The organism is Mycobacterium sp. (assembly GCF_035506235.1).
In the GTDB taxonomy this organism is placed as follows: Bacteria; Actinomycetota; Actinomycetes; order Mycobacteriales; family Mycobacteriaceae; genus Mycobacterium.
In genome coordinates this window covers 1-24,546 of the sequence record NZ_DATJPU010000048.1, presented here as the reverse complement: position 1 = coordinate 24,546, position 24,546 = coordinate 1, and the positions used below count along the sequence as shown (strand labels likewise).

Annotated in this window: 27 protein-coding genes; 1 reads left to right on the top strand and 26 read right to left on the bottom strand. The window is 68.8% G+C overall.

Going from position 1 to position 24,546, the window contains the following annotated elements; all coding sequences use genetic code 11:
• The 24 genes from nuoK to VMD50_RS04760 form a co-directional block, all read right to left on the bottom strand.
• Positions 1-300 carry an NADH-quinone oxidoreductase subunit NuoK gene (gene nuoK / locus VMD50_RS04875; protein WP_325425403.1) on the bottom strand — a complete coding sequence of 100 codons (300 nt, stop codon included), beginning with the start codon at positions 298-300 and terminating at the stop codon, positions 1-3.
• Entirely contained in the window at positions 297-1,106 is an 810-nt protein-coding gene (locus VMD50_RS04870) for an NADH-quinone oxidoreductase subunit J (RefSeq protein WP_325425401.1), read from the bottom strand. The genes nuoK and VMD50_RS04870 overlap by 4 nt, the downstream gene beginning before the upstream one ends.
• Complete coding sequence (gene nuoI, locus VMD50_RS04865) at positions 1,103-1,648, bottom strand: NADH-quinone oxidoreductase subunit NuoI (protein ID WP_325425399.1); 546 nt, start codon at positions 1,646-1,648, stop codon at positions 1,103-1,105. The genes VMD50_RS04870 and nuoI overlap by 4 nt, the downstream gene beginning before the upstream one ends.
• Complete coding sequence (nuoH, locus tag VMD50_RS04860) at positions 1,641-2,900, bottom strand: NADH-quinone oxidoreductase subunit NuoH (RefSeq protein ID WP_325425412.1); 1,260 nt, start codon at positions 2,898-2,900, stop codon at positions 1,641-1,643. The genes nuoI and nuoH overlap by 8 nt, the downstream gene beginning before the upstream one ends.
• Positions 2,901-2,908: 8 nt before the next feature.
• Positions 2,909-5,347 carry an NADH-quinone oxidoreductase subunit G gene (locus VMD50_RS04855; RefSeq protein ID WP_325425397.1) on the bottom strand — a complete coding sequence of 813 codons (2,439 nt, stop codon included), beginning with the start codon at positions 5,345-5,347 and terminating at the stop codon, positions 2,909-2,911.
• The gene (gene nuoF / locus VMD50_RS04850; protein ID WP_325425395.1) at positions 5,344-6,681 is read right to left on the bottom strand and encodes an NADH-quinone oxidoreductase subunit NuoF; all 1,338 of its coding nucleotides are present in this window, start codon (positions 6,679-6,681) and stop codon (positions 5,344-5,346) included. Before nuoF ends, VMD50_RS04855 begins: the two co-directional genes overlap by 4 nt.
• Positions 6,681-7,445: an NADH-quinone oxidoreductase subunit NuoE gene (gene nuoE, locus VMD50_RS04845; protein WP_325425393.1), complete on the bottom strand. Its 765-nt coding sequence runs from the start codon at positions 7,443-7,445 to the stop codon at positions 6,681-6,683. Before nuoE ends, nuoF begins: the two co-directional genes overlap by 1 nt.
• A complete protein-coding gene (gene nuoD / locus VMD50_RS04840) occupies positions 7,442-8,749 on the bottom strand; it encodes an NADH dehydrogenase (quinone) subunit D (RefSeq protein ID WP_325425391.1) in 1,308 nt (435 codons plus the stop codon). Before nuoD ends, nuoE begins: the two co-directional genes overlap by 4 nt.
• Before the next feature lie 27 nt (positions 8,750-8,776).
• Positions 8,777-9,505: an NADH-quinone oxidoreductase subunit C gene (locus VMD50_RS04835; protein WP_325425389.1), complete on the bottom strand. Its 729-nt coding sequence runs from the start codon at positions 9,503-9,505 to the stop codon at positions 8,777-8,779.
• Positions 9,502-10,056, bottom strand: coding sequence for a NuoB/complex I 20 kDa subunit family protein (locus tag VMD50_RS04830; RefSeq protein WP_068229049.1), 555 nt, complete (start codon positions 10,054-10,056; stop codon positions 9,502-9,504). Before VMD50_RS04830 ends, VMD50_RS04835 begins: the two co-directional genes overlap by 4 nt.
• A gap of 8 nt (positions 10,057-10,064) precedes the next feature.
• Positions 10,065-10,442, bottom strand: coding sequence for an NADH-quinone oxidoreductase subunit A (locus VMD50_RS04825; RefSeq protein WP_325425410.1), 378 nt, complete (start codon positions 10,440-10,442; stop codon positions 10,065-10,067).
• 263 nt (positions 10,443-10,705) lie between these two features.
• Complete coding sequence (locus tag VMD50_RS04820; protein ID WP_325425385.1) at positions 10,706-11,107, bottom strand: Rv3143 family two-component system response regulator; 402 nt, start codon at positions 11,105-11,107, stop codon at positions 10,706-10,708.
• Positions 11,108-11,136: 29 nt separating this feature from the next.
• On the bottom strand, positions 11,137-11,673 hold the full coding sequence (locus tag VMD50_RS04815; RefSeq protein WP_325425383.1) for a YceI family protein: 537 nt from the start codon (positions 11,671-11,673) through the stop codon (positions 11,137-11,139).
• Between the two features lie 34 nt (positions 11,674-11,707).
• The gene (locus VMD50_RS04810; RefSeq protein WP_325425381.1) at positions 11,708-12,109 is read right to left on the bottom strand and encodes a nuclear transport factor 2 family protein; all 402 of its coding nucleotides are present in this window, start codon (positions 12,107-12,109) and stop codon (positions 11,708-11,710) included.
• Positions 12,110-12,119: 10 nt separating this feature from the next.
• Positions 12,120-12,461, bottom strand: a complete 342-nt coding sequence (locus VMD50_RS04805) for a DUF6285 domain-containing protein (RefSeq protein ID WP_325425379.1) — start codon at positions 12,459-12,461, stop codon at positions 12,120-12,122.
• Entirely contained in the window at positions 12,458-13,456 is a 999-nt protein-coding gene (locus VMD50_RS04800; protein ID WP_325425377.1) for a phosphotransferase family protein, read from the bottom strand. The genes VMD50_RS04805 and VMD50_RS04800 overlap by 4 nt, the downstream gene beginning before the upstream one ends.
• Entirely contained in the window at positions 13,453-14,691 is a 1,239-nt protein-coding gene (locus tag VMD50_RS04795; RefSeq protein ID WP_325425375.1) for an acyl-CoA dehydrogenase family protein, read from the bottom strand. The genes VMD50_RS04800 and VMD50_RS04795 overlap by 4 nt, the downstream gene beginning before the upstream one ends.
• Positions 14,692-14,700: 9 nt before the next feature.
• Complete coding sequence (locus VMD50_RS04790; protein WP_325425373.1) at positions 14,701-15,312, bottom strand: TetR/AcrR family transcriptional regulator; 612 nt, start codon at positions 15,310-15,312, stop codon at positions 14,701-14,703.
• A complete protein-coding gene (locus tag VMD50_RS04785; RefSeq protein ID WP_325425371.1) occupies positions 15,312-16,205 on the bottom strand; it encodes a hydroxymethylglutaryl-CoA lyase in 894 nt (297 codons plus the stop codon). The genes VMD50_RS04790 and VMD50_RS04785 overlap by 1 nt, the downstream gene beginning before the upstream one ends.
• Positions 16,202-17,401 carry a CaiB/BaiF CoA transferase family protein gene (locus VMD50_RS04780; protein ID WP_325425369.1) on the bottom strand — a complete coding sequence of 400 codons (1,200 nt, stop codon included), beginning with the start codon at positions 17,399-17,401 and terminating at the stop codon, positions 16,202-16,204. Before VMD50_RS04780 ends, VMD50_RS04785 begins: the two co-directional genes overlap by 4 nt.
• The gene (locus VMD50_RS04775) at positions 17,398-18,582 is read right to left on the bottom strand and encodes an alpha/beta hydrolase (RefSeq protein ID WP_325425367.1); all 1,185 of its coding nucleotides are present in this window, start codon (positions 18,580-18,582) and stop codon (positions 17,398-17,400) included. Before VMD50_RS04775 ends, VMD50_RS04780 begins: the two co-directional genes overlap by 4 nt.
• Complete coding sequence (locus VMD50_RS04770) at positions 18,579-19,685, bottom strand: homogentisate 1,2-dioxygenase (protein WP_325425365.1); 1,107 nt, start codon at positions 19,683-19,685, stop codon at positions 18,579-18,581. Before VMD50_RS04770 ends, VMD50_RS04775 begins: the two co-directional genes overlap by 4 nt.
• A 231-nt stretch (positions 19,686-19,916) precedes the next feature.
• Entirely contained in the window at positions 19,917-20,888 is a 972-nt protein-coding gene (locus VMD50_RS04765; RefSeq protein WP_325425363.1) for an NADPH:quinone oxidoreductase family protein, read from the bottom strand.
• Positions 20,889-20,910: 22 nt separating this feature from the next.
• On the bottom strand, positions 20,911-21,909 hold the full coding sequence (locus VMD50_RS04760; protein WP_325425361.1) for an acrylyl-CoA reductase family protein: 999 nt from the start codon (positions 21,907-21,909) through the stop codon (positions 20,911-20,913).
• 24 nt (positions 21,910-21,933) lie between these two features.
• Between VMD50_RS04760 and VMD50_RS04755 the strand changes: the two genes are divergently transcribed.
• Positions 21,934-22,791 (top strand): oxidoreductase, encoded by an 858-nt coding sequence (locus tag VMD50_RS04755; RefSeq protein ID WP_325425359.1) that lies wholly within the window; start codon positions 21,934-21,936, stop codon positions 22,789-22,791.
• A 45-nt stretch (positions 22,792-22,836) separates the two neighbouring features.
• Here VMD50_RS04755 and VMD50_RS04750 read toward each other — a convergent pair whose 3' ends face one another.
• Entirely contained in the window at positions 22,837-24,042 is a 1,206-nt protein-coding gene (locus VMD50_RS04750) for an acyl-CoA dehydrogenase family protein (RefSeq protein ID WP_325425357.1), read from the bottom strand.
• Positions 24,043-24,074: 32 nt separating this feature from the next.
• Positions 24,075-24,546 (bottom strand): acyl-CoA dehydrogenase family protein (locus tag VMD50_RS04745; protein WP_325425355.1); only part of this gene is annotated, 472 nt, incomplete at its 5' end.

The following is a 24,546-nucleotide window of genomic DNA, read 5'->3' as shown; positions in this document are numbered from 1 at the left end:
TCAGCCTTTGAGTAGGTTCGCGTCATCGACCGACGCGGATTTGCGGGCACGGAAAATCGTCATGATGATGGCCAGGCCGACGACGACCTCGGAGGCGGCCACCACCATCGTGAAGAAGGCGATCATCTGGCCGTCGAGATGGCCGTGCATCCGCGCGAACGTGACGAACGCCAGGTTGACGGCGTTGAGCATCAGCTCGACGCACATGAACATCACGATGGCGTTGCGGCGCAACAGCACACCCGCGGCCCCGATGGTGAACAGCAGCGCCGAAAGGTACAGATAGTTGGCCGGATTCACGACGCACCTGCCCCTGAAACAGAACCGGGCACGGCCTCGGCGGACCGGGTCTCCTCGGTCTGGGCAAGCTCCGTGCCGTCCGCGCCGCGACTTCGCAGGATCGGGGACACCGACAATTCCGAGTAGGAGCCGTCGGGCAGCAGCGCGGCCACGTCGACCGCGTTGTGGCGTGCGTAGACGCCCGGGTTGGGCAGTGGGGTGGCGCGCCCGCCCGGGCGGAACCGCTCCTCGGACAGTTCGCGTTGGGTCTTGCGGCGCTCGAAACGCTCGCGGTGTGCCAGCACCATCGCGCCGACGGCCGCGGTGATCAGCAACGCGCTGGTGAGCTCGAACGCCCAGAGGTAACGCGAAAAGATCAGTGCGGCCAGGCCTTCCACGTTGCCGCCGGAATTGGCGGTGGTCAGACCGAGGAAACCCCCGGTCGCCACGTTGCCGATGCCGGCCAGCAGCAGGATGCCGAACCCGAAGCCCGTGAACACCGCCGCGATGCGCTGGCCGCGCAGCGTCTCCTTCAGCGACTCCGCGGAATCCACGCCGATGAGCATCAGCACGAACAGGAACAGCATCATCACCGCGCCGGTGTAGACGACCACCTGAACGATGCCCAGGAACAGCGCGTCCTGGACCATGTAGAACACCGCCAGGATGATCATCGTCATCGCCAGGGACATCGCGGAGTAGACCGCGTTGGCCGCCGATACCACGCCGAGGGCGCCGATCACGGCCAGCGCACCCAGCACCCAGAACGTGACCGCTTCGCCGGTCGAGGTGCGAACCATGGTGTCTGCTGCGAGCGTTGCGATCATCTTGTGTCCCCGGCGCTCTCGTGCTCGCGCAACCCCTCCGCGGTCACGTTGCCCTGGTAGTAGTCCTTATCGGTGGCGCCGGCTGCCCTCGGATGCGGCGGCGCGGTCATGTCGGGCAGCAGCGGGGCGAGTAGCCGGTCCTTCTCGTAGATGAGGTCGGCGCGGTTGTCGTCGGCCATCTCGTAGTCGTTGGTCATCGTCAGCGCCCTGGTGGGGCAGGCCTCGATGCACAGGCCGCAGCCGATGCAGCGCAGATAGTTGATCTGGTATACGCGGCCGTAGCGTTCCCCCGGCGAGTACCTCAGCTCCTCGGTGTTGTCGGCGCCCTCGACGTAGATCGCGTCCGCGGGGCAGGCCCAGGCGCACAACTCGCAGCCGATGCACTTTTCCAGGCCGTCCGGGTACCGGTTGAGTTGGTGACGGCCGTGATAGCGCGGCGCGACCGGGCCCGGCTTCTCCGGATATTCCTCGGTGACGGTCTTTTTGAACATCGAGCCGAGCGTCACGCCGAATCCGGCTACGGCGTCCAGGAATTTAGGCACGTGCTTCCTCCTTGCTCGCGTCGACCTTCTGCGCCGGCAGCGGCGGCGTCGGGAATGCCGGCTCGGTGATTTCGGGGGAGGGGGTTTTGCCGCGCTGCCGGCGCAGCTGGCGCTCCATCTCGCGAATGCTGGGCGCCGTGAACGGCTTTCGCAGCAACAGCAGCAGCGCCGTGGCGAACACGAGGCTGCTGACCACCAGCACCGGCGTCCAATGCGCATACCCCTGGTTGCGCGCCGTGCGGATCACCGCCGCGATCAACACCCACACCAGCGAGGCCGGGATCAACAACTTCCAGCCCAGCGCCATGAACTGGTCGTAGCGCAGCCGGGGCAGGCTGGCGCGCAGCCAGAAGTAGACGAACAGGAAGGTCCACATCTTCGCGGTGAACCAGAGCACCGGCCACCACCCGGTGTTGGCGCCGGCCCACATGTTGATCGGCCACGGCGCGTGCCAGCCACCGAAGAACATCGCGGTGGCCAGCGACGAAACCGTCATCATGTTGACGTACACGGCCAGCATGAACCTCGCGAACTTCAGCGACGAGTACTCGGTGTGGAACCCCGCGACCAGCTCGCCCTCGGCCTCGGGCAGGTCGAAGGGCGCCCGGTTGGTCTCGCCGACCATCGAGATCAGGTAGATCAGGAACGACGGCAACAGCAGGAACACGAACCAGACGCGGTCCTGCGCGGCCACGATCTGCGACGTCGACATGGTCCCGGCGTAGAGGAACACCGCGGTGAACGACAGGCCCATCGCGACCTCATAGGAGATCACCTGGGCGGTGGAGCGCACCCCGCCCAGCAGCGGGTAGGTCGACCCCGACGCCCACCCGCCCAGCACGATGCCGTACACGCCGATCGCCGAGAGTCCCAGGATGAACAACACCGCGACCGGCAGGTCGGTCAGCTGCAAGGGGGTGCGGTGGCCGAACACCGACACCACCGGGCCGAACGGGATGAACGCGAACGCGGTGAACGCGGGGATGACCGAAAAGACCGGCGCCGCAAAGTAAACGAACTTGTCGATGCCGCCCGGGGTGATGCTTTCCTTCAGCGCCAGCTTGATCCCGTCGGCCAGGCTCTGCAGGGCCCCCCACGGCCCCACCCGGTTGGGGCCGGGCCGCAGCTGCATCCAGCCGAGGATCTTGCGTTCGAGCAGGATCGCGACCAGCACGTTCAGCATGAGGAAGACGAAGATGGCCAGCGCCTTGCCCAGCACCAGCCACCAGGTGTCGTGTCCGAAGTCGCTCAAGGTGGTCGTCATGAGCCCACTCCGATTTCCCCCACTCCGATTTCCACTGTGCTGCCGGTGGTTACGCCCAATTTCCGGTGCACCGCCGAACCCGGCGAGTTCAGCGGAAGCCACACCACCCGGTCGGGCATGTCGGTGATGTTCAGCGGCAGCGTGATCGATCCCCGCGGCGTGCTGACCGTGACGTTGTCGCCGTCGGCGGCACCGATCTCCGCGGCGGTGTCGGCCGACAGCCGGACCACGGGCTGCCGCGCGGTGCCGGCCAAATGCGGTTCCCCGTCCTGCATCCGGCCCTCGTCGAGCAGCAACCGCCATCCGGTCAGCACGGCTCGTCCCTTTTCAAGCCCTTGCCGGGCGTCGGCCGGTGCCGGGGTCGCGACCTGCGGGGCGGGGGCGTGCTCGCCGTCCCAGGTCCCCAGCGCGGACAGTTCCTCGCGGGCCGCCTCGACGGTGGTCGTGCCCAGGTAGACGCCCATCTCGTCGGCCAGCGTGTCGAGCACCTTGTGATCGGACACCCCGGCCTGCTGGGTGGTGCCCTGCAGCGCGGCGGCGAACCCGCGGTAGCGGCCCTCCCAGTTGACGAAGGCGCCGGACTTCTGGGTCGTCGGTGCGACCGGGAACACCACGTCGGCGCGCTCGGTGACCGGGCTGTGCCGCAGCTCCAGGCTGACGATGAAACCGGCGGCGTCCAGCGCCGCCAGCACCGTGTCGGGATCGGGGAAGTCGTTCGGTTCGATGCCGCCGACCAGCAGCGCCGCCAGGGAGCCGTCCGTGGCGGCGGCCAGGATGCCCTCGGCGTCACGCCCTGCGCCGGAAGGCAATTCGTCGACGTTCCAGGCCGCCGCGACCTGCGCACGCGCGGCGTCGTCGGCCACCGGGCGACCGCCGGGCAGCAGCGTGGGCAGCGCCCCGGCCTCCAGAGCGCCGCGCTCGCCAGCGCGGCGCGGCACCCAGGCCAGCCGCGCGCCGGTGGCGTCGGCGAGCCGGGCAGCGGCGGACAGCCCGCCGGGCACCGTGGCCAGGCGTTCGCCGACCATGATGACCGCGCCCGGTTTCGACAACAGCTCACCCACTTCGCCGCCGGTCAGCCCGTCCAGCGCGGCCGCTTCGGCACCGGGAACGGTTTTCACCAGCCGGCCCGACATCTTCGTCAGGGCGCGGGTGGCGAACGGCGCGATCGCGTACACGGGCACCCGGTGTTTGCGGGCGGCCTTGCGCAGCCGCAGGAACACGATGGGCGACTCGTCCTCCGGCTCGAACCCGACCAGCACGACCACCGGCGCGGTCTCCAGGTCGGAGTAGCTCACCGTCACCGGCCGGCCGGCGACGCGGGCGGCCAGGAAGTCGGCCTCCTCGGCCGAGTGCGGGCGGGCGCGGAAGTCGATGTCGTTGGTGTCCAACGTGATTCGGGCGAACTTACTGTAGGCGTAGGCGTCTTCCCAGGTCACCCGGCCGCCGACCAGCACGCCGGTGCGCCCGCGCGCCGCCTCGAGCCCCTCGGCCGCCGCCACGATCGCGTGCGCCCACGACGCCGGCTGCAGCTCGCCGTTCAAGTCCCGGACCAGGGGAGTGGTGATCACGTCGTGGCGGGTCGCGTAGGTGAAGGCCCACCGGCCCTTGTCGCAGTTCCACTCCTCGTTGACTTCGGGGTCGTCGCCGGCCAGCCGGCGCAGCACCTTGCCGCGGCGATGGTCGGTGCGCTGCGCACACCCGGAAGCGCAGTGCTCGCAGACGCTCGGGCTGGAGACCAGGTCGAAGGGGCGGGCCCGGAAGCGATACGCGGTCCCGGTCAGCGCGCCCACCGGGCAGATCTGCACCGTGTTGCCCGAAAAGTAGGAATCGAACGGCTCATTGGCGTAGATGCCGACCTGTTGCAGCGCGCCGCGCTCCTGCATGTCGATGAACGGGTCACCGGCGATCTGTTCGGAGAACCGGGTGCAGCGCGCGCACAGGATGCAGCGCTCGCGGTCCAGCAGCACCTGCGCGGAGATGTTGATCGGCTTGGCGAAGGTGCGCTTGACGTCGGTGAAGCGGGAGTCGGTCCGGCCGTTGGACATTGCCTGGTTCTGCAGGGGGCATTCGCCGCCCTTGTCGCACATGGGGCAGTCCAGCGGATGGTTGATCAGGAGCAGCTCCATGACGCCGTGCTGGGCCTTGTCGGCGGCCTCGGACGTGAGCTGGGTGCGCACCACCATGTCGTCGGTGGCGACGGTGGTGCACGACGCCATCGGCTTGCGCTGTCCCTCGACCTCGACCAGGCACTGGCGGCACGCACCGACCGGGTCCAGCAGCGGGTGGTCGCAGAACCGCGGGATCTGGATGCCCATCAACTCGGCCGCGCGGATCACCAGAGTTCCCTTGGGAACACTGATTTCGGCGCCGTCGATGGTCAACGTCACCATCTCCGGCGGGCGCACCTCACTCGTGGTGTCCGCCGCCTGCGTCATGCACTATCTCCGTTCGGCGTCAGCATGGACTCTTGGGGGTCGAACGGGCAGCCGCCCCCCTCGACGTGCGCGACGTACTCGTCGCGGAAGTACTTGATCGACGACATCACCGGGCTGGCGGCACCATCGCCCAACGCGCAGAAGGACTTTCCCAGGATGGTGTCAGAGATGTCCATCAATTTGCCGATGTCGTCGCTGGTGCCCCCGCCGGTTTCCAGCCGTTCATAGATCTTGTCCAGCCAGAAGGTGCCCTCCCGGCACGGCGTGCACTTGCCGCACGATTCGTGCTTGTAGAACTCGGTCCAGCGGCGCACGGCGCGCACCACGCACGTGGTCTCGTCAAAGATCTCGAGCGCCTTGGTGCCCAGCATCGAGCCGGCGGCGCCCACGCCCTCGTAGTCCAGCGGCACGTCGAGGTGCTCATCGGTGAGCAGCGGCGTCGACGACCCGCCCGGCGTCCAGAACTTGAGCCGGTGCCCGGCCCGCACACCGCCGGCGTAGGCGAGCAACTCGCGCAACGTGATCCCGAGCGGGGCCTCGTACTGGCCCGGCCGGGTGACGTGACCGGACAGCGAATACAGCGTGAAGCCGGGCGATTTCTCGCTGCCCATCGACCGGAACCATTCGACGCCGTTGAGGATGATCGGCGGGACGCTGGCGATCGTCTCGACGTTGTTGATGACCGTGGGGCAGCCGTAGAGCCCGGCCACCGCGGGGAACGGTGGCCTCAGTCGCGGCTGCCCGCGCCGGCCCTCCAGGGAGTCGAGCAGCGCGGTCTCCTCGCCACAGATGTAGGCGCCCGCGCCGGCGTGCACCACCAGCTCCAGGTCGAAGCCGGAACCGTTGATGTCGCGGCCCAGGTAACCGGCGGCATAGGCCTCGGCGACCGCGTTCTGCAGCCGGCGCAGCACCGGCAGCACCTCGCCGCGCACGTAGATGAACGCGTGGCTGGCCCGGATCGCATACGCGGCGATGATGACGCCCTCGACGAGCAGGTGCGGCGTCGCCAGCATCAGCGGAATGTCTTTGCACGTACCGGGTTCCGACTCGTCGGCGTTGACCACCAGGTAGTGCGGCTTGGCGGCCGGCCCGGTGTCGCCCTGCGGGATGAACGACCACTTCGTCCCCGTCGAGAAGCCCGCGCCGCCGCGGCCGCGCAGGCCGGAGTCCTTGACGACCCCGATCACCGCGTCGGGCTCCATGCTCAGCGCCTTCTGCATGGCCCGGTAGCCGTCGTTGCGGAGGTAGGTCTCCAGCGTCCACGACTCGGGATCGTCCCAGAAGCGACTGATCACCGGCGTCAACGACGTCGCCTGAGCGCTGGGCGCAGCCATCACTGATCCTTCCCGGACGACGGGGTGTCGGGCGCCTCCATGCCGAGTTCCTTCGCCACCCGCAGGCCGGCCAAAGTCGCCGCGCCCGCGCCGCCCTGACCCTGGTCGGGGCGCTCGTCGGGCAGGCCGGCCAGGATGCGCGACGTCTCGCGGAAGGCGCACAGCGGGGCGCCGCGGGTGGGCGGCCTGGGCTCGCCGGAGCGCAGCGAGTCGACCAGTTCGCGCGCCGACTCGGGCGTCTGGTTGTCGAAGAACTCCCAGTTGACCATCACCACCGGCGCGAAGTCGCACGCGGCGTTGCACTCGATGTGTTGCAGGGTGATCTTGCCGTCGGGCGTGGTCCGGTCGTTGCGGACGCCGAGATGGTTGACCAGCGTTTCGAAGATGGCGTCGCCGCCCATGACCGCGCACAGCGTGTTGGTGCAGACACCGACCAGGTAGTCGCCGGTGGGCCCGCGGCGATACATCGTGTAAAAGCTTGCCACCGCGGACACTTCGGCGCCGGTCAGCCCCAGTTGCTCGCCGCAGAACTCCAGACCCGCCGGTGTCAGGTAGGAGTCCTCGGACTGCACCAGGTGCAGCAGCGGGAGCAGGGCCGAGCGCTTGTCGGGATAGCGGCCCATGATCTCCTTGGCGTCGACGTCCAGCCGCGCGCGCACCTCCGGTGAATACGACTGCGGGGCGCCCTCGACCACGAACGCGTTGGGCTCGCCGGGTGGCGGCCCGAGCCGGATGAACACCGGCTGACCCTGCGGCCCCGTCATCGGTCCACCCCGCCCATCACCGGGTCGATGCTGGCGACCGCGGCGATCAGGTCCGCGACCATCCCGCCCTCGCACATCGCGGCGACCGCCTGCAGGTTGGTGAAGGAGGGGTCCCGGTAGTGCACCCGGTAGGGCCGGGTGCCGCCGTCGCTGACCATGTGCACCCCGAGCTCGCCGCGGGGCGATTCGACCGCGATGTAAACCTGGCCCGCGGGAACGCGAATGCCCTCGGTGACGAGCTTGAAGTGGTGGATCAGCGCCTCCATCGAGCTGCCCATGATCTTTGCGATGTGCTCGGGTGAGTTCCCCAGGCCGTCCGGGCCCAGCTTCAGGTCGGCCGGCCAGGCGATCTTGCGGTCCTCGATCATCGTCGGGCCCGGCCGCAGCTTGTCCAGACACTGCTCCACGATCTTGATCGACTCCCACATCTCTTTGACGCGAATGATGTAGCGCCCGTACGCATCACAACCGTCGTCGGTGATCACGTCGAACTCGTAGTTCTCGTAGCCGCAGTAGGGTTCGCTTTTGCGCAGGTCGTGCGGCAGCCCGGTGGAACGCAGGATCGGGCCGGTGATGCCCAGCGCCATGCAGCCGGTCAGGTCCAGGTAGCCCACGCCCTCGGTGCGCGCCTTCCAGATCGCGTTTTCGTTGAGCAACTCGCCCATTTCGCGCAGCGGTTGCTTCAGCTGCTCGAGGGCCTCGGCGATCTCGGTCTCCGCGTTGGGCGGCAGGTCTTGGGCGACGCCGCCGGGCCGGATGTAGGCGCTGTTCATCCGCAGACCGGTGATCGACTCGAACAGGTTCAGGACGATCTCGCGCCCCCGGAAGCCGACGAACATCGGGGTCATCGCGCCCAGTTCCATGCCGCCGGTCGCCAGCGCGACCAGATGCGACGAGATCCGGTTGAGCTCCATCATCATGACCCGGATGACGTTCACGCGCTCCGGTATCTCGGCGGTGATGCCGAGCAGCTTCTCCACGCCCAGGCAGTAGGCCGTCTCGTTGAAAAACGGTGAGAGGTAGTCCATTCGGGTCACGAACGTGACGCCCTGGGTCCAGTAACGGTATTCGAGGTTCTTCTCGATCCCGGTGTGCAAGTAGCCGATTCCGCACCGGGCCTGGGTGACGGTCTCGCCCTCGATCTCGAGGATCAGCCGCAACACCCCGTGGGTGGACGGGTGCTGCGGCCCCATGTTGACGACGATGCGTTCACCCGGGTCGGCTTTGCGGGCGGCCTCGACGATCTGGTCCCAGTCCTGGCCGCCCGCGACCAGGACGGTGTCGGGTCCCTTCGTGTCGGTCATCAGTTGTAGCTCATCAGTTGTAGCTCATTAGTTGTAGCCCCTGCGCTCGTCGGGTGGGGGAATCTTCGCGCCCTTGTATTCGACCGGGATGCCGCCCAGCGGGTAGTCCTTGCGCTGCGGATGCCCGTGCCAGTCGTCGGGCATCTCGATCCTGGTGAGCGACGGGTGGCCGTCGAAGATGATCCCGAAGAAGTCGTAGGTCTCCCGCTCGTGCCAGTCGTTGGTCGGGTAGACCCCATACAGCGACGGGATGTGCGGATCACTGTCCGGCGCAGCCACTTCCAGCCGCAGCCGACGGTTATGGGTGATCGACTGCAGCGGGTAGACGGCGTGCAATTCCCGGCCGGTCTCGTGTGGGTAGTGCACCCCGCTGACACCCAGGCACATCTCGAAGCGCAGGTCCGGCTCGTCGCGCAGCCGCTGGGCCACCTGTGGCAGCAGGCCGCGGTGGACGTGCAGCGTCAGTTCGTCGCGGTCGACCACGACTTTCTCTATCGCGTCGTCGAATTCGACGCCGTCGCGGCGCAGCGCCTCGGTCAGCCGGTCGGCGATGTCGTCGAAGTAGCCGCCGTAGGGCCGGGGGCTGCCGCCCGGCAGCGTGACCTCGCGCACCAGGCGCCCGTACCCGGACGTGTCGCCGGTGCCCCTGACCCCGAACATGCCGCGGCGAACGTCGATGACCTCTTCGTCGGCGCCGGGGACTGATCCCCCCACTTCGCTGGCCGCAACCTTCGGGTCGTGGTCTGGCGAGCTCATCGCAGCAGACCGCGCATCTCGATGGTGGGCCGGGCCGCCAGCGCCGCCTGCTCGGCCTCGGCGATGGCCTCTTCGCGGTTGACGCCCAGCGGCATCTGTTGAATCTTCTCGTGCAGCTTCAGGATTGCGTGCAGCAGCATCTCCGGCCGCGGCGGGCAGCCGGGCAGGTAGATGTCCACCGGAACGACGTGGTCCACGCCCTGCACGATCGAGTAGTTGTTGAACATGCCGCCCGATGACGCGCACACGCCCATGGCCAGCACCCATTTCGGCTCGCCCATCTGGTCGTAGATCTGCCGCAGCACCGGGGCCATCTTCTGGCTCACCCGCCCGGCCACGATCATCAGGTCGGCCTGGCGCGGGGTCGCCGAGAACCGCTCCATGCCGAACCGCGCAATGTCGAACCTCGGCCCGGCGGTCGCCATCATCTCGATCGCGCAGCAGGCCAGCCCGAAGGTCGCCGGCCACAGCGAGTTCTTGCGGACGTAGCCCGCAACCTTCTCGACAGTTGACAGCAGGATGCCACCGGGCAGCTGTTCTTCCAGGCCCACGTCTTACCTCAATCCCACGTCAGGCCGCCGCGGCGCCACACGTAGGCGTACGCCGCGAAGACCGTGAGGATGAACACCACCATCTCGACCAGCGCAAAGGTTCCCAGCGCGTCGTAGCTCACCGCCCAGGGATACAGGAACACGATTTCGATGTCGAACACGATGAACAGCATCGCGGTCAGGTAATACTTCACCGGGAACCGCTGCCCGGCCGTCGCGTGCGGGCCGCTCACCGGCGCTTCGGTGGGCTCGATGCCGCACTCGTAGGCCGCCAGCTTGGACTTGTTGTAACGGGACGGGCCGGCCAAACTCGCGATCGCGACCGAGCCCACGGCAAAGGCGGCGGCGATCGCGCCCAGAACCAGGATGGGTATGTAGACGTTCAACTCGCTCCATGATCCGTCGTATGGGCCGCCGCTGAGTCTTTCAACGGCGGCCAGGCGGTAACCGGGCCGCTGTGACGAGCCGGGTCTGTAGCCCGTCACAGTGACCTTCAACATAGCGTCGTTGCGGCCGGCCCACGTGCCCGGGGTCGTGGTATTTGCCCGGTTTTAACGTGCCCGCATCCGGGCGCGTCGCGGCGCGCATGCTGTGCGACCGCCCACACGGCCTATGTTTCCGTGTCGGCGCAGGTGAGAGCGCTAATCGCCTAGCGAGCGGGGGTACGGAGCAGCCCCAGGACCGTGCGGCCCAGCACGATGGGGTCCAGCGGGTGCGGAACCGCGCCCTCGGCGCGCGACCAGCTGGCCAACCACGCGTCGTCGCGGCGGCCGGTGAGCACCACGATGGGCGGGCAGGTCGCGAGTTCGTCCTTGAGCTGTTTGGCGATGCCCATGCCGCCGGTCGGGGTCGCTTCCCCGTCGAGGATGGCCAAGTCGATGCCGCCCTCGTCCATCGTGCGGATCACCATCGGGCCGGTCGCCACCTCGACGTAGCTCAACTCGGGGAGGTCCGGGTGCAGATGCTTGCCGAGCGCCCGCATCACCTGCTCGCGGGTTTCGGCGTTGTCGCTGTAGACGAGGATCCGCAGGGCGTTGCTCGAGTCGGGCACGGTCAGATGGTAGCGGTGACCCCGCCGCCTTACCCGGCCGCCCGAACGAAGACCGCCTGCGCGGCCGCGGTCGCCGTCGCGCCGATCATGCCGAACCTGTTCCAGCCCAGGTCGAATTGGGACCGGTCGACCTTGGTCTCGCCGGAGATCTGGATCGAGCCGTCATCGAGTTCGGTGACCGTGACGGGCAGGGGCAGCGGCGCGGTGACGCCCTTGATGGTGAAGGACGCCTGGAGGTCGGCGGCTCGGCCCTGGGTGGGATGCACCGCGGTGACGACGACGCTGATCTCGGGGTAGCGCTCGACGTCGAAGAAGTCGGGCGAGCGCAGGTGCTTGTCGCGCCGGCCGATGCCGGTGTCCAGCGACGCGGCCCGGATGTCGAGGCGGCCGAAAATGGCGCCCTTGTTCGTCAGCTGCCCGTCGCCGCTGAACTCGGTGAAACGGCCCTTGACGTCCAGCAGGCCCCACATGTTCTTGATCTTGAAGGTGATCGCCGACCGATCGGGAACGAGGTTCCATACGCCGGCCGTGTCGGGATCGCTCAGCAGTGTTTCCAGGGTCGTCATCGTTAGCTCGCCCTTTCAGGCCCTCCAGGCCCCTTCAGTCGATGAGTGGCGCGATGTCAGCCGGGTCGAAGTACTCGTCGATCCGGTCGATCAGGCCGTTCGTGCCCACCCTAATCACGATGCAGACCCGCATCGAGATCGATTGCCCGGCACGACCGGTGGCGTGCAGAATGTGCTGCTGCACGAAGCCCCCGTCGAAGAGCCGACGGTCGAGAATCTCGTAGCGCCGATCCGTGGTCGCGGTGATGAACCAGTCGATGACCCGCATCGCGCGCGCCTTGTCATCTGACTTGGACGGGCCGCGGCGCGCGCCGACGCGCCACACCGCAATGTCGTTGCCCCACAGCCGATCGACTGCCGCCACGTCGCCCCTCTCGATCGCCGCGAACAGGCGGTCGGCCACGTCGACGATGGTTTTCGCGGTGCTAGCCGGCATGGGACAGCTCCTATTCCGACTGCTCGTATCCCGGGTGCGCGACCATCAGCCGACGCCGTACCAGGGTGCGCAGACACGCGGTGACCTCGTCGGCGCGGCCGTCCATCTGGCCGGCCCGGATCGCGGCGGCGAGTTCTTCCTCATCGGCGAAACCCAAGCCGGCCAACGCGGCAGCGGATTCCGCCTCGCTTTCGTCCAGCAGCTCGCGCTGGACGATGCGCAGGGCGTTGGCGGCAACCCGGGCGTGGAAGTTGACCTGCCCGCTCGTCGCCGCCCGGACGTCGGTTTCCAGGAATTCCGCAACCGCCGCCACGAGTTCGGCCGCGAGCGGCCGGCCGTACGCGCCGATCACGGCCGCACCTGCTCGAGCAGATCGAGCAGGTCCCACTCCGTCTCGCACACGCGGCGGCCGATCGTCGCCAACTCCACCGAGCGGAATTCGCCGCTGAGATGCCGCTCGGCCTGGTAGCGGCAGATGACCCCCCAACGCAGCGTGGCCAGCACCAGCCACCAGTGAAACGCCACCCGGTCGACGGTAGTCGCGCTGGCCTCCTCGTAGTCCCGCAGGAAGCTTTCGATGCTGCCGAGGCCGCCGGCACCCAGGCTGGCCGGCGCGCCGAACCGCCAGGCCCGGATGCAGAACCAGGCCAGGTCTTCGTAGGCCTCGCCGACGTGCACCAGCTCCCAGTCGAGAACTGCGGCCAGGTCGGACCCGTCGACGATCAGGTTTCCCATCCGGTAGTCCCCGTGCACCAGGACCGGGGGCGACGGTCCGGGCCGGTGCGCGCCCAGCCAGCGAAACGCCCACTCGAAGGTGGCGGTGGTGTCGCCCATGGCGTCCAGCCGCTCGCGCCACTGCACGAGTTGGTTCTCGTGGGCCAGGCCGGGGATTTTCGGGTCGGCCCGGTGGATGGCGGCCAGCGCCCGCGAGCACTGGTCTAACAGGCGCGTGCGGCCCGCGTGGCCGTCGCCGGCATCGAGCCCGCGCTGGATGCGCCGAACGATGGTCTCGCCCTTGACCTCATCGCAGATCAGAAACGGATTACCCAGTGCGGCAACCGAATCGTCGGCGACCAGGATGTGGGGGACCGGCGCGCCGGCCGCCGCGGCGGCGGCCTGGGCGCGGGCCTCGAGCTCCATGCTTGCGTGCACGTCGTCGGGCGGACCGGTGCGCAGGATAAGCGAACGGCGTTGCGCGCCGGTGACGGCGTCGAACGCCCACGTGGTGCGGCTGGCGCCGCCGGTCAACGCGCGCAGCCGCTCGATCGTGACGCCCGCGCCGAGCACGGGCGCCAGGACCCGCGCCAGCTTGCCGGCCAGCGCCCCGGACTCTTCGGTCTCGGTCACCTGCGGCCAAACTTGAACAGCCGCTGGGCCACCCGGCGGATCTGGATCTCCTCGGCGCCTTCGGTGATCCGGTAGCGCCGGTGATGGCGGTAGATGTGCTCGAACGGCTCGTGGCGGCTGTAGCCGAGGCCGCCGAAGATCTGCATGGCCCGGTCGGCGGCGTCGCAGACCAGCCGGTTGGCCCGGTAGTTGGCCATCGACACCTTGTCCGAGACCTCCATGTGGTGGTCGCGGTCGAGATGCCAGGCGGCGTAGGCCACCAGCAGCCGCACCATCTGGGCTTCGGTCTGCAGCTCGGCCAGCGGCCACTGCACGGCCTGATTGACCGACAGCGGCTTGCCGAAGACCGTGCGTTCGCCGGCGTATTCGGCGGCGCGGTCGATGCAGTATTGCGCCGCGCCCAGGCTGCTGGCCGCCTGCCGAATCCGGTTCTCGTGCAGGAACGTTTGCGCGACTTCGAGGCCGCGGTCCACCTCGCCGAGCACCGCGTCCTGGGGCACCCGCACGTCGGTCAGCTCGACCTCGCCGTGGTCGGTGGGCATGTTGAACGTCCACCAGTAGTAGGGGACGTGGAATCCGGGCGCGTCGGTCGGCACCAGGAAGGCGGTGATGCCCACCGCGGCTCCCGGCTCACCGGAGGTGCGGGCGAAGATCAGGTCATGGGTCGCGCGGTGCACCCCGGTGTTGAATCGCTTCGAGCCGTTGAGCACCCAGCCGTCCCCGTCGGCTTGCGCCCGCGTCTCCAGCCAGGTCGCGTCCGAGCCGTGCTGCGGTTCGGTGAGGCCGAACGCCATGGACCGTTCCCCGGTGATCAGCGCCTCCGACCACAGGCGGCGTTGCTCGTCGGTGCCGAAGCGCTCCATCATGATCACCTGCGGGAAATTCCCGACGATCGACGACTCGTTCTGCAGGTCGTTGTGCAGGCCAAGGCCCTTGTGCGCCAAGTGCTCCCGGATGACGGCCATGTCGACGTTGGTGCCGTCGCGGCCGCCCAGCGACGCGGGCAGCCCGTAGCGCAGCCAGCCCGCCTTGTCGGCGCGCCTGCGCATCTCGGCCAGCAGGTCCTCCCACTCGCGCGTGGGGATGCCGTCGTTGTCCCAGTCGGTGCGGGCGTGCTCCCGGCGCTGGTCGAAGTACTGCATGTTCTCGGCCTGCAGCGGGGCGATCTCGCGCTCGATGAATGCGTCCATGTCCGCGAGCACCCCCGGAAGATGTTCCGGCAGTGTGAAATCCATGTCGCCTCCTTAGGCGCCGTAAAGCGTTTTCTTCCAAATGGTGGACAGGGTGGCGACGGCGTCCTGGTCGCTGATCTCCAGCCCCAGGTTTGACGGGCCGACGAACACGGTGGTGAAGTTCTCGAACAGCAGCGCGATGGCCGCCGCGGTGTGTTGCGGGTTGAGCTCGGCGCCGTAACCCTGCTCCTGGGCGCGGCGGACCGACGCGGCCACGATGTCCATGCCGAAGCGCCGGAATTCGTTCTGGACGGTCGCGAAGCGTCGCTGGGTGGCCGCCAGCTGGGCCACCGCGATCATGATGCCGATGTTCTGCTTGAACATGTTCCAGTACCCGGTGACCACCGCGGTGAAAAAGGAGTCGTCATCGGGTGATTCGGGCAGTTCGACGCTCAATCCGGACGGCCGCACGACCTCGTGCAGAAACGACTCCGCCAGCGCGGCCAGCAGGTCTTCCTTGTCGGCGAAGTACCGGTAGAACACCGCGGGCGACTTGCCCGCGGCCGACGTGATGTCGGCCAGGGTGGTGCCGTGAAAGCCGCTTTCGGCGAACAGTTTTCGGGCGGCCTGCTCGATGGCCTGCCTGGTCTGGCGGCCCTTGGCGGTCAAGGTTTCGGGCGGCATCAGGTCCGGATCCGGTCGCCGGCGCGCAGCAGCGCGCTGGGCAAGTCATGGCCGACAAGGGATTTGGCGACCTCGGCGGCGGCGATGGCGGCCTCCAGGTCCACGTCGACATCGATGTCGCTGTCACGCAGCAGGTAGACCAGGTCCTCGGTGGCGATGTTGCCGGTGGCGCCCGGTGCGAACGGGCAGCCGCCCAGCCCGCCGGCCGAGGCGTCCAGCCTGGTGACACCCGAGCCGATCGCCGCGTAGGCGCTGGCCAGCCCGGTGCCGCGGGTGTTGTGGAAATGCCCGCCCAACGGGATGTCGCCGATCACCGGACGCAGTTGTGCGATCAGCGAACTCACCCGTCGCGGGGTGGTGGTGCCGATGGTGTCGGCGACCGAGAAGCGGTCGGCGCCTTTCTCGCGCGCGGCCGCGCTGATCTCGAGCACCCGCCGGGGCGGGGTCGGCCCCTCGAACGGGCAGTCCCACGCGGTGGCGACGATGACCTCGACTGTGACTCCGGCGTCGTGGGCGATGGCGACGATGTCCTCGACCTGTTGGGTGGCCTCGGCGGTGGGGCGCCCGACGTTGGCCTCGCTGAACGCGTCGCTGGCGGCCACCACGTACTCGATCGATCGCAGCCCCGCCGCGACGGCGCGCTTGGCGCCCCCTGCGCTGGCCACCAGTGCGGAGAACTCGATGTCGGGGTAGTTGTGCAGGTGGGCGGCGAGTTCGGCGGCGTCGGCCATCGAGGGCACCTTGGAGGGGGAGACGAACGCCGTCGCCTCCACCTCGCGTACCCCGGTGGCGGCAACCACCGCCAGCAATTCCAGCTTGGCGGCCAACGGGATCGGCTTCTCGATCTGCAGGCCGTCGCGCAGGGACACCTCGCGAATGTCGACGTGAGTCATAGCACCTCCTCGGCCCTCAGCTCGTCGAGCTCGTCGGCGGTCTTGCCGAGCAGCCCGCTGTAGACGTCGTCGTTGTGCCGGCCCGGGCGCGCGGGGCCGGCGTTGCGGACGCCGCCCGGGGATTCGGAGAGCACCGGCACGACGCCCGGGCCCAGCACGTTGCGCCGCACCCGCTCGTCGTAGTGCTCGACCAGCATGCCGCGGGCCCGCAGCTGCGGGTCGTTGACCACCTCGGCGACGGTGTTGATCGGCCCCGCGATAACGCCTGCGGCGGAGAGGGTTTCGATGATGTCGCCGGGCTGCCGCTCGGCGGCCCACGCCCCGATGATCTCGTCGAGTTCGTCCTGGTTGCGGCCGCGCGCGCCGTGGGTGGCGAACCGGTCGTCGGCGGCCAGCTCCGGGCGCCCCATGGCCTTGCACAGCCGCGCGAAGACGGTGTCTTGATTTGCGGCGATCACCACCCACGACCCGTCGGCGCTGCGGTAGATGTTGGACGGCGCGATGCCCTCCAGCCGGGTGCCCGACGGCCCGCGCACCACGCCGCCGACGTCGTAATCGGGGATCGTGGATTCCTGTACGGCCAAGCACGATTCGGTCAGCGCGACATCCACTACCTGACCGCGCCCGGTGACGCCGCGGCGGTACAGCGCCGCCAGCGCGCCCTGGGCGCCGAACATGCCGGCCAGGCTGTCGCCGAGCGAGAGCGCCAGCCGCGGGGGCGGACCGCCGGGGAAGCCGTTGAGGTGCCGCAGCCCGCTGGCGGCCTCGGCCACCGAGGCGTAGCCGGCCTTGTGCGCCTCGGGTCCCGTCTGCCCGTAGCCGGACACCCGGACCAGGATGATGCCCGGGTTGCGCTCACTGAGCACGTCGTAGCCCAGGTTCCATTTCTCCAGCGTGCCCGGGCGGAAGTTCTCCACCACGATGTCGGATTTCGCGACGAGGTCGAGGAACAGCTCGCGACCGCGGGGCTTGCGCAGGTCCAGGGTGATGGCCCTCTTGTTGCGCGCGTGCACCGTCCAGAAGACGTGCTGCCCGCCCACTTCGGCCTGGCCCCAGGTACGCAGCGGGTCCGGCGCGCCGGGGGGCTCCACCTTGATGACGTCGGCGCCCATGTCGCCGAGCAGCCGGCCGGCGAACGGCCCGGCGATCAGGGTGCCGAGCTCGAGCACCCGGACGCCGTCGAGGGCCCCGGTCACCCGGCCCCCGCGAACTCGTGCCGGACCAGCCAGTCGGTGACGATGTCGACAGCCGCGCGCAGCTTGTCCCGCTGGTCGGGGCCCGCGTAATAGTGTGTGGCACCGGGAATTTCGTGCATCTCCTTGTCGGGGTGCCCGATCGCCTCGAAGAGCCGTCGGGTGTGGCTGGGCGTGCACGCGTCGTCGGCCAGGTTACCGATCACCAGCGCCGGGACCGCGAGGTCGCGCCCGCAGGCCACCCCGTCGCCGCGGGCGTCGTCGTAGCTCCATTGCGACAGCCAGCCCCTCAGCGTCGAGAACCGGGCCAACCCGACCGGGCTCATGTTCACCACCCGAGGATCGCCCAGATAACACGTTCCGGGGGTGCGTTCGTTGGGATCGACCGTCGGGTCCAGCCAGCGCGGGTCGGCCATGGTGCCGTGCACGACGAAGCAGAACTCTGCCAGATCAGCGTCCGGGCGGCCGCTGGCTTTCAGTTCGGCGAGCTTTTCCCTGACCCACGCGGTGATGCGCCGGTTGCGGTCGATCTGCGCCTGCCGGTAGCGGTCCAGGAATTCCTGGCTGTAGGGCGGTTGGTTGGGGTTGTCCGGGTCGTAGAGGTCCAGCTCGGGATCGCGCTTGGTGGGGTCGGATTCGTCGAGGATCGACGCGTCCAGCCATTCGGTCAGGGTGCCGTGCCGGCTGATGTGCGCGGCGAGCAGCATGATCCCGTCGGCCTCGGGCAGGTCCAGCTTGGTCAGGTCGGGGCCGTCTCCGGACGGGCTCGCCGTGACGGTCGGCTTGTGGGCCTGCTGCTGGTAGAACATCGACAGCGAGCCGCCGCCACTCCACCCGGCCAGCACCACTCGGGAGTAGCCAAGCCGGTTCTTGGCGTCCTTGATGCACTCGCCGAGGTCCTCGACCACCTTTTCCATCAACAGCGCCGAATCCGTGCCGCGGAATCGGCTGTTGCAGTAGATGACGTGGTGACCCGCCCGGGCGAGCCCATTGATCATCGGCAGGTACGCGCCGCCGCCGATCGGGTGCATGAAGACCAGGACGGTGTCCGACGGCTTGTCTTTCGGCTTGAGCAGGTAGCTCTCCAGGACGGTGATCTCGGCCAGCCCGCCGTAGACGTCGCGCACCGCGGAATTGTTCTGAAACGCAACCAGATACGGGATCCGGTCGTAGTCGTGCTTCACGAGTGCTGCCCCAGGTCGTGGGCGAGCACCTCGGCGGACGGCGTCAGCCGCCGGCGGGTGTCGACGGCGATCACCTGCCAGTCCACCCGCGAATGCTCGTCGAACTTGCGGCGCGCCCGCTCCCGCGCCTTCTCCGGCGCGCCGTGGTGAACCCCTTGCGGCGCATGGGTGATCAGGCCGGGTGGCATCGGGATGCCGTAGAGCGAACCGCCGTGGAAGAAGGCGATCTCGTCGTAGTCGACGTTGCGGTGATACCACGGTGTGCGTTCGGTGCCGTGCACACCTTCGGCCGGCTTCGGCAAAAAATTCATCACGTACACGCCGGTGGCCTGCATGAACAGGTGGACCGTGGGCGGCAGGTGAACGCTGTCCGAGGTGATCACGTTGTAGTCGGCGATGTTGAAGGTGAACGCGAAGTTGTCGCCGCGCCAGCCCTCGACGTCCAGCGGATTGTGTTGGTAGTAAAGCGTTGTCGGGCCACCATCCCGATAAGGCCGGTGGAGGAGCCGGACCTCGTACTCGTCTCGCCCGTCATCTTCGATCGGGGCAGGTTCGGGGATGGTGGCCTGCGACGGATCGAACGGGAAGTGGCGGCCCAGCGCGCCCGGCGGCGGCACCCGGAACTCGTCGCCGGCCTCGATCATCAGCAGCGTGGTCTCGGCCTCGGGCACCTGGCGCCAGGTGCACGCCTTGGGGAGGTAGACCCAGTCGCCCACCCGATAGGGCAGTGGCCCGAACTCGGTCTCCAGCAGGCCCGCGCCCTGGTGCACGAAGCACAGCAGGTCGCCGTCGACGTGACGGGCGTAGAACGGCATCGGCTCGTGACGGCGGCTCAACAGTATTCGGCAGTCATCATTGCTGAACATCAGCAGGGGCCCGCCGTGGGCGTCGGTGGTGTCGCTGGGTTTGAGCTCGCCGGCGAGCACGTCGACGGGCCGCAGCGGGCCGACCGACCGGTAGGCGGTGGGGTCGTTGCGGCGGTACATGTTCGCGGTCCGGCCGGTGAATCCGCCCCGGCCCAGCTCGTCGTCCTTCAGCCCGTCGAGGTCGGCGTGCAGCCGGCGCGGTGTTTTTCCTTTTCGCAGGTGAACAAAGGATTCCATGGAGACTCCAGGCTCGGCGAGGCTACGAAACTGAAAGTGACATTACTTTTTGTTTATCGGCCGCACAAGGCGCCCGGTGGCGTCTCTTCGGGGAGGGGCACGCTGTGTGCCCGCCTCTCAGCGACAATTTCGGCGCATGCCACCCGGCTCGCCCCATTTGTCGCTGCGAGGCGGGCAAAAGGTCGATCCCTTCTCCGCTGGGGCTCATGTGGCAATTGCGACATGCGTGCCTCAATCGCGTACGCGCACCACGACTTTCCCCTTGGCCGTGCGATTCTCGAGCGATGCGACGGCCGCGGCGGCCTGCTCGAGCGGGTAGACCTCCGGCTGCGGGGGAGCCAGCCGGCCCGAGCTGAGCAGGCTTTCGAGTCCGCCCCACTGCTCGGCGAGCGCGTTCGGGTGCGTCGCCGCCCAGGCTCCCCAGCCCACGCCGACGACGTCAATGTTGTTGAGCAGCAGCCGGTTCACCTTCACGGTCGGGATCTCCCCGCCGGTGAACCCGATGACCAGCAGCCGTCCGCCCGGGGCGAGCGAGCGCAGCGAATCGGTGAACCGGTCGCCGCCGACCGGGTCGACCACCACGTCGACGCCACGACCGCCGGTGAGCTCCTTGACCGCGTCCTTGAACCCGTCGGCCAGCACCACATCGGTGGCGCCGGCCGCCGTCGCGACGTCCGCCTTGTCCTCGGTGCTGACGACCGCGATGCTGCGCGACGCCCCGAGCAGCGGCGCCAGCCGCAGCGTCGAAGTCCCGATCCCGCCGGCGGCGCCGTGCACCAGCACCGTCTCGCCCTGGGCCAGCCGGCCGCGCACGGTAAGCGCGAAGTACATCGTCAGATCGTTGAACAGCAGACCGGCGCCGGCCTCGAAGCTCACGTTGTCCGGCAGCTTGAACACCCGGTCGGGCTGCAGTATCGCGACCTCGGCCATGCCCCCGGAAAGCATCGTCAGCCCGACGACCCGGTCGCCGGGTCCTACGTGGGCCCCCTCCGGCGCGGACCGCACCACGCCGGCGATCTCCGCCCCGAGCACGAACGGCGGCTCCGGCCGGTACTGGTAGAGGCCGCGGGTCAGCAGCGCATCGGGAAATGCCGCGCCGGCGGCGTGCACGTCGACGACGACACCGTCACCCGAGGGTTCGTCGACCTCCGTCACCTCGATCGCGTCCGGACCATCCAGCCGAGTCACCCGCGCAGCCCGCATGCTCGGACAGCCTACTGCCGACTCAAAACCCGCCGGCGACCCGCACCACGGCCCGGCCGGAGAAGGCGCCGGCGCGCAGCTGATCGAGCACCCCGACGACGTCTTTGACGTCGACCTCGCTGGTCACCGATTCCAGGTGCCGCGGCCGCAACGAATCCCCCAGCAGCGCCCACAGTTTCCGGCGCCGGCCGATCGGCATCTGCACCGAGTCCATCCCCAGCAGCGCGATGCCGCGCAGGATGAACGGCATCACCGTGGTGTGCAACGCCGGGCCACCGGTCAGGCCGCTGCAGGCCACCGCCCCGCCGTAGTCGACCGCGCTCAGCACATCGGCCAGGGTCGCGCCGCCCACGCAATCCACCGCCCCCGCCCAGCGCGCCTTGGCCAGCGGCCGCGGTTTGGCGTCGGGATCTTCGGGCAGCCGGCCGATAACCTCCGCGGCGCCAAGCTCTTTCAGCAGCCCGGCCGCCTGCTCCTTGCCGGTGGAGGCGACCACCCGGTACCCGGCGGCGGCCAGCAGGTCCACGCTGACGGAGCCGACACCGCCGGAGGCGCCGGTGACGACGACCGACCCCGCGCCGGGCTCGAGCCCCCAGTCGATCAACGCCTGCACGCTCATCGCGGCGGTGAAGCCGGCGGTCCCGATCGCGGCGCCCTCGCGCGGCGTCAACTCGCCGAGCGCCACCACCTGGTCGGCCGGCAGCCGCGCGTATTCGGCGTAGCCGCCGTGGTGGCCGGTGCCGATCCCGTACCCGTGGGCCAGGACCTTGTCGCCGACGGCGAAGTCGGGGGATTGCGAGTCGACGACCTCGCCGGTCAGGTCGATGCCAGGCACCACCGGGTAGCTGCGGACCACGCCCCCGCCCGGCGTCAGTGCCAGCGCGTCCTTGAAGTTGGCGCTCGAGTACTCCACCCGGATCGTCACCTCGCCGGGCGGTAGGTCCGAGCGGCTCAGCGTCTCGACCGATGCGGTGATCCGATCCCCGTCTTGGCGCGCCACAAGCGCTTGAAACGTGTCCATACGACACGACGCTAACCTCACCCCATGGATACGTTTCCACTCGGTGGCTTTTCCGTCGCGCGCATCGGCTTCGGCGCAATGCAACTGCCCGGGCCCGGCGTGTTCGGTCCGCCGCGGGACCGCGCCGCGGCGCTGGCGGTGCTGCGGCGCGCAATCGAACTCGGCGTCAACCACATCGACACCGCCCAGTTCTACGGTCCCGACGTCGCCAACGAGCTCATCCGGGACGCGCTGTATCCGTACCCGGACAAATTGGCGCTGGTGAGCAAGGTCGGCGCGCGGCGCGACGACTCCGGCGGCTGGCTACCGGTCAGCGAGCCCGCCGACCTGCGTCGCGACATCGAAGCCAACCTGCGCGCCCTGGGGGTCGATCGGCTGGCCGCGGTCAATTTGCGGCTCTTCGAGAGCGACGGGCCGGACCAACTGTTCGACGATCAGCTCTCGGTCATGATGCAAGCGCGCGACGAGGGGTTGATCGGCGGGATCGGGCTGAGCAACATCAACCGTGAGCACCTGCTGCGCGCGCTGGGCCGCACCGAAATCGTCTGTGTGCAAAACGCTTTCAACCTCGTTCAGCGCGAGTCGGCCGCGGTGCTCGAAGAGTGCACGAGGCAGGGAATCGCGTTTGTCCCGTTCTTCCCGCTGGGGGCGGCGTTCGCGCGGCCGAACCCGGTGTTGAGTCACCATTTGGTGGTTGACGCGGCCGAGCGACTGGGCCGCACACCCGCCCAGGTCGCACTGGCGTGGACGCTGAGCGTGGCGCCCAACGTGCTGCTGATCCCGGGCACTTCGTCGGTGGGGCACCTGGAGGAAAACATGGACGTCGCGTCCATCGAGCTGGACGACGAGACCCGGGAGACGATGAACGCCGTCGCGGCGTGAGTTTCCCCGACGTCCACCGCTCGGCGCAAGGCCGGCTGCTCGAGCCTATTTGAGCTCCGCCGACGACAGGCCGAGCAGGCGGCGGGCGACCACCAGCTGCTGGATCTGCTGGGTGCCCTCGAAGATGTCCAGGATCTTCGAGTCGCGCGCCCACTTCTCCAGCAGCGACTGCTCGGAATACCCTGCGGTGCTGGCCAATTCGACGGACTTGAGGGTGACGTCGCTTGCCATCCGGCCGGCCTTGGCCTTGCTCATCGACGCCTCTTTGGAGTTGGGGATCTTGTTGTCGGCCTGCCACGCCGCACGCAGCGACAGCAGGTAGGCCGCCTCCCAGTCGGCCTCCATCCGCAGGAATTCGGCGGCGGCCGCGCTCTGGGCGTGTGACGGCCGGTCGTAGGAGATCTCGACCCCGGCCTCGGTGAGAATCTTGCGGATCTCCTCCAGCGCGGCGCGGCCGACCCCGATGGCCATGGCGGCAACGATCGGCCGGGTGTTGTCGAAGGTCTCCATCACACCGGAAAAGCCCTTGCCGGTCTCGATTTCCGGGTTGCCCAGCAGGTTGTCCCTCGGGATGCGGGCGTTGTCGAACCGGATAGCCGCGGTGTCGGAACCCTTGATGCCGAGCTTGTGCTCGAGCCGTTCGACCGTGACGCCCGGATGGTCGCGCGGCACGATGAACGACTTGATCGCCGCGCGGCCCTGCGACTTGTCCAGCGTGGCCCACACCACGATGTGGGTGGCGCGCGAGCCGGCGGTGACGAAGATCTTCTCGCCGTTGATGACGTACTCGTCGCCGTCCAGCTTGGCGGTGGTGGACACCGCCGCCGAGTCGGATCCGAAGCCGGGTTCGGTGATGGCCATCGCCGCCCACACCTTGCCCAGGCGTTCCAGCTGCTCGTCGGTGGCGACCGCGGAGATCGCGGCGTTGCCCAGCCCCTGATAGGGGACCGAGAGCATCATCGCGACGTCGCCCCAGCTGGCCTCCAGCGTCTGCAGCAGCGCGGCCATGTTGGCGCCGTTGTGGTTTCGGTCCCGGTCCTCGTCCTCGTCGCGAAGCGCGTCCGCTCCGGCGAATGCGACCGATTCGGAGGCGCCCTCGAAAAGGTTGATCAGGGTGTCCAGCTCGACCGGGTAGGCGTGTTCCTTCAGGTCGTACTTGCGCGCGATCGGCCGCATCATTTCGGCGGCGCCCTGGTGGGTCTTGACGCTCACCGCTTGCAGCTTGCGGGGCAGTTCCAAATTGATTGCCATGATTGGTCTTTCGGCTCGAGTTAACTGACGACCTAGATAACTACAACGCCCTCGGCCACGCCGATGGCCCGCAGGTCGCGGTACCAGCGCTCGACCGGGTGCTCCTTGACGTAGCCGTGCCCGCCGAGCAACTGCACGCCGTCGCTGCCGAGCTGCATCCCGTGGTCGGCGCACAGCCTCCGGGCCAGGGCGGTCTCGCGGGCGAAGTCGAGGCCCTGCTCGGCACGTGCCGCGGCCCGCAGCGTGGCCAGCCGCATCCCGGCCAGCTCGGTGGCCAGGTCCGCGACCAGGAACGCCACGCCCTGCCGATGGCTCACCGGCTCGCCGAACGCCTCCCGCTCGTTCACGTACGGGATCACGTAGTCCAGCACCGCCTGCCCGGTCCCGACCGCCAGCGCGCACCAGCCCAGCCGGGACAGCCGCACGCAGTCGCGGTACGGGTTGTCCGGCACGGTGCCGATCCGGGCGGACGCCGGGACCCGCACGCCGTCCAGCTGCAACCGG

Excerpts from the sequence above, each read along its gene's own strand:
- VMD50_RS04785 (WP_325425371.1), bottom strand. The coding sequence starts at position 16,205 with ATGACTCACGTCGACATTCGCGAGGTGTCCCTGCGCGACGGCCTGCAG.
- VMD50_RS04750 (WP_325425357.1), bottom strand. The coding sequence starts at position 24,042 with ATGGCAATCAATTTGGAACTGCCCCGCAAGCTGCAAGCGGTGAGCGTC.
- VMD50_RS04755 (WP_325425359.1), top strand. The coding sequence starts at position 21,934 with ATGGATACGTTTCCACTCGGTGGCTTTTCCGTCGCGCGCATCGGCTTC.
- VMD50_RS04815 (WP_325425383.1), bottom strand. The coding sequence starts at position 11,673 with ATGACGACCCTGGAAACACTGCTGAGCGATCCCGACACGGCCGGCGTA.
- VMD50_RS04765 (WP_325425363.1), bottom strand. The coding sequence starts at position 20,888 with ATGCGGGCTGCGCGGGTGACTCGGCTGGATGGTCCGGACGCGATCGAG.
- VMD50_RS04870 (WP_325425401.1), bottom strand. The coding sequence starts at position 1,106 with ATGATCGCAACGCTCGCAGCAGACACCATGGTTCGCACCTCGACCGGC.
- nuoD (WP_325425391.1), bottom strand. The coding sequence starts at position 8,749 with ATGACCGACACGAAGGGACCCGACACCGTCCTGGTCGCGGGCGGCCAG.
- VMD50_RS04790 (WP_325425373.1), bottom strand. The coding sequence starts at position 15,312 with ATGCCGCCCGAAACCTTGACCGCCAAGGGCCGCCAGACCAGGCAGGCC.
- VMD50_RS04760 (WP_325425361.1), bottom strand. The coding sequence starts at position 21,909 with ATGGACACGTTTCAAGCGCTTGTGGCGCGCCAAGACGGGGATCGGATC.
- VMD50_RS04810 (WP_325425381.1), bottom strand. The coding sequence starts at position 12,109 with ATGCCGGCTAGCACCGCGAAAACCATCGTCGACGTGGCCGACCGCCTG.
- nuoE (WP_325425393.1), bottom strand. The coding sequence starts at position 7,445 with ATGACGGGGCCGCAGGGTCAGCCGGTGTTCATCCGGCTCGGGCCGCCA.
- VMD50_RS04835 (WP_325425389.1), bottom strand. The coding sequence starts at position 9,505 with ATGAGCTCGCCAGACCACGACCCGAAGGTTGCGGCCAGCGAAGTGGGG.
- nuoF (WP_325425395.1), bottom strand. The coding sequence starts at position 6,681 with ATGGCTGCGCCCAGCGCTCAGGCGACGTCGTTGACGCCGGTGATCAGT.
- VMD50_RS04855 (WP_325425397.1), bottom strand. The coding sequence starts at position 5,347 with ATGACGCAGGCGGCGGACACCACGAGTGAGGTGCGCCCGCCGGAGATG.
- VMD50_RS04770 (WP_325425365.1), bottom strand. The coding sequence starts at position 19,685 with ATGGAATCCTTTGTTCACCTGCGAAAAGGAAAAACACCGCGCCGGCTG.
- VMD50_RS04795 (WP_325425375.1), bottom strand. The coding sequence starts at position 14,691 with ATGGATTTCACACTGCCGGAACATCTTCCGGGGGTGCTCGCGGACATG.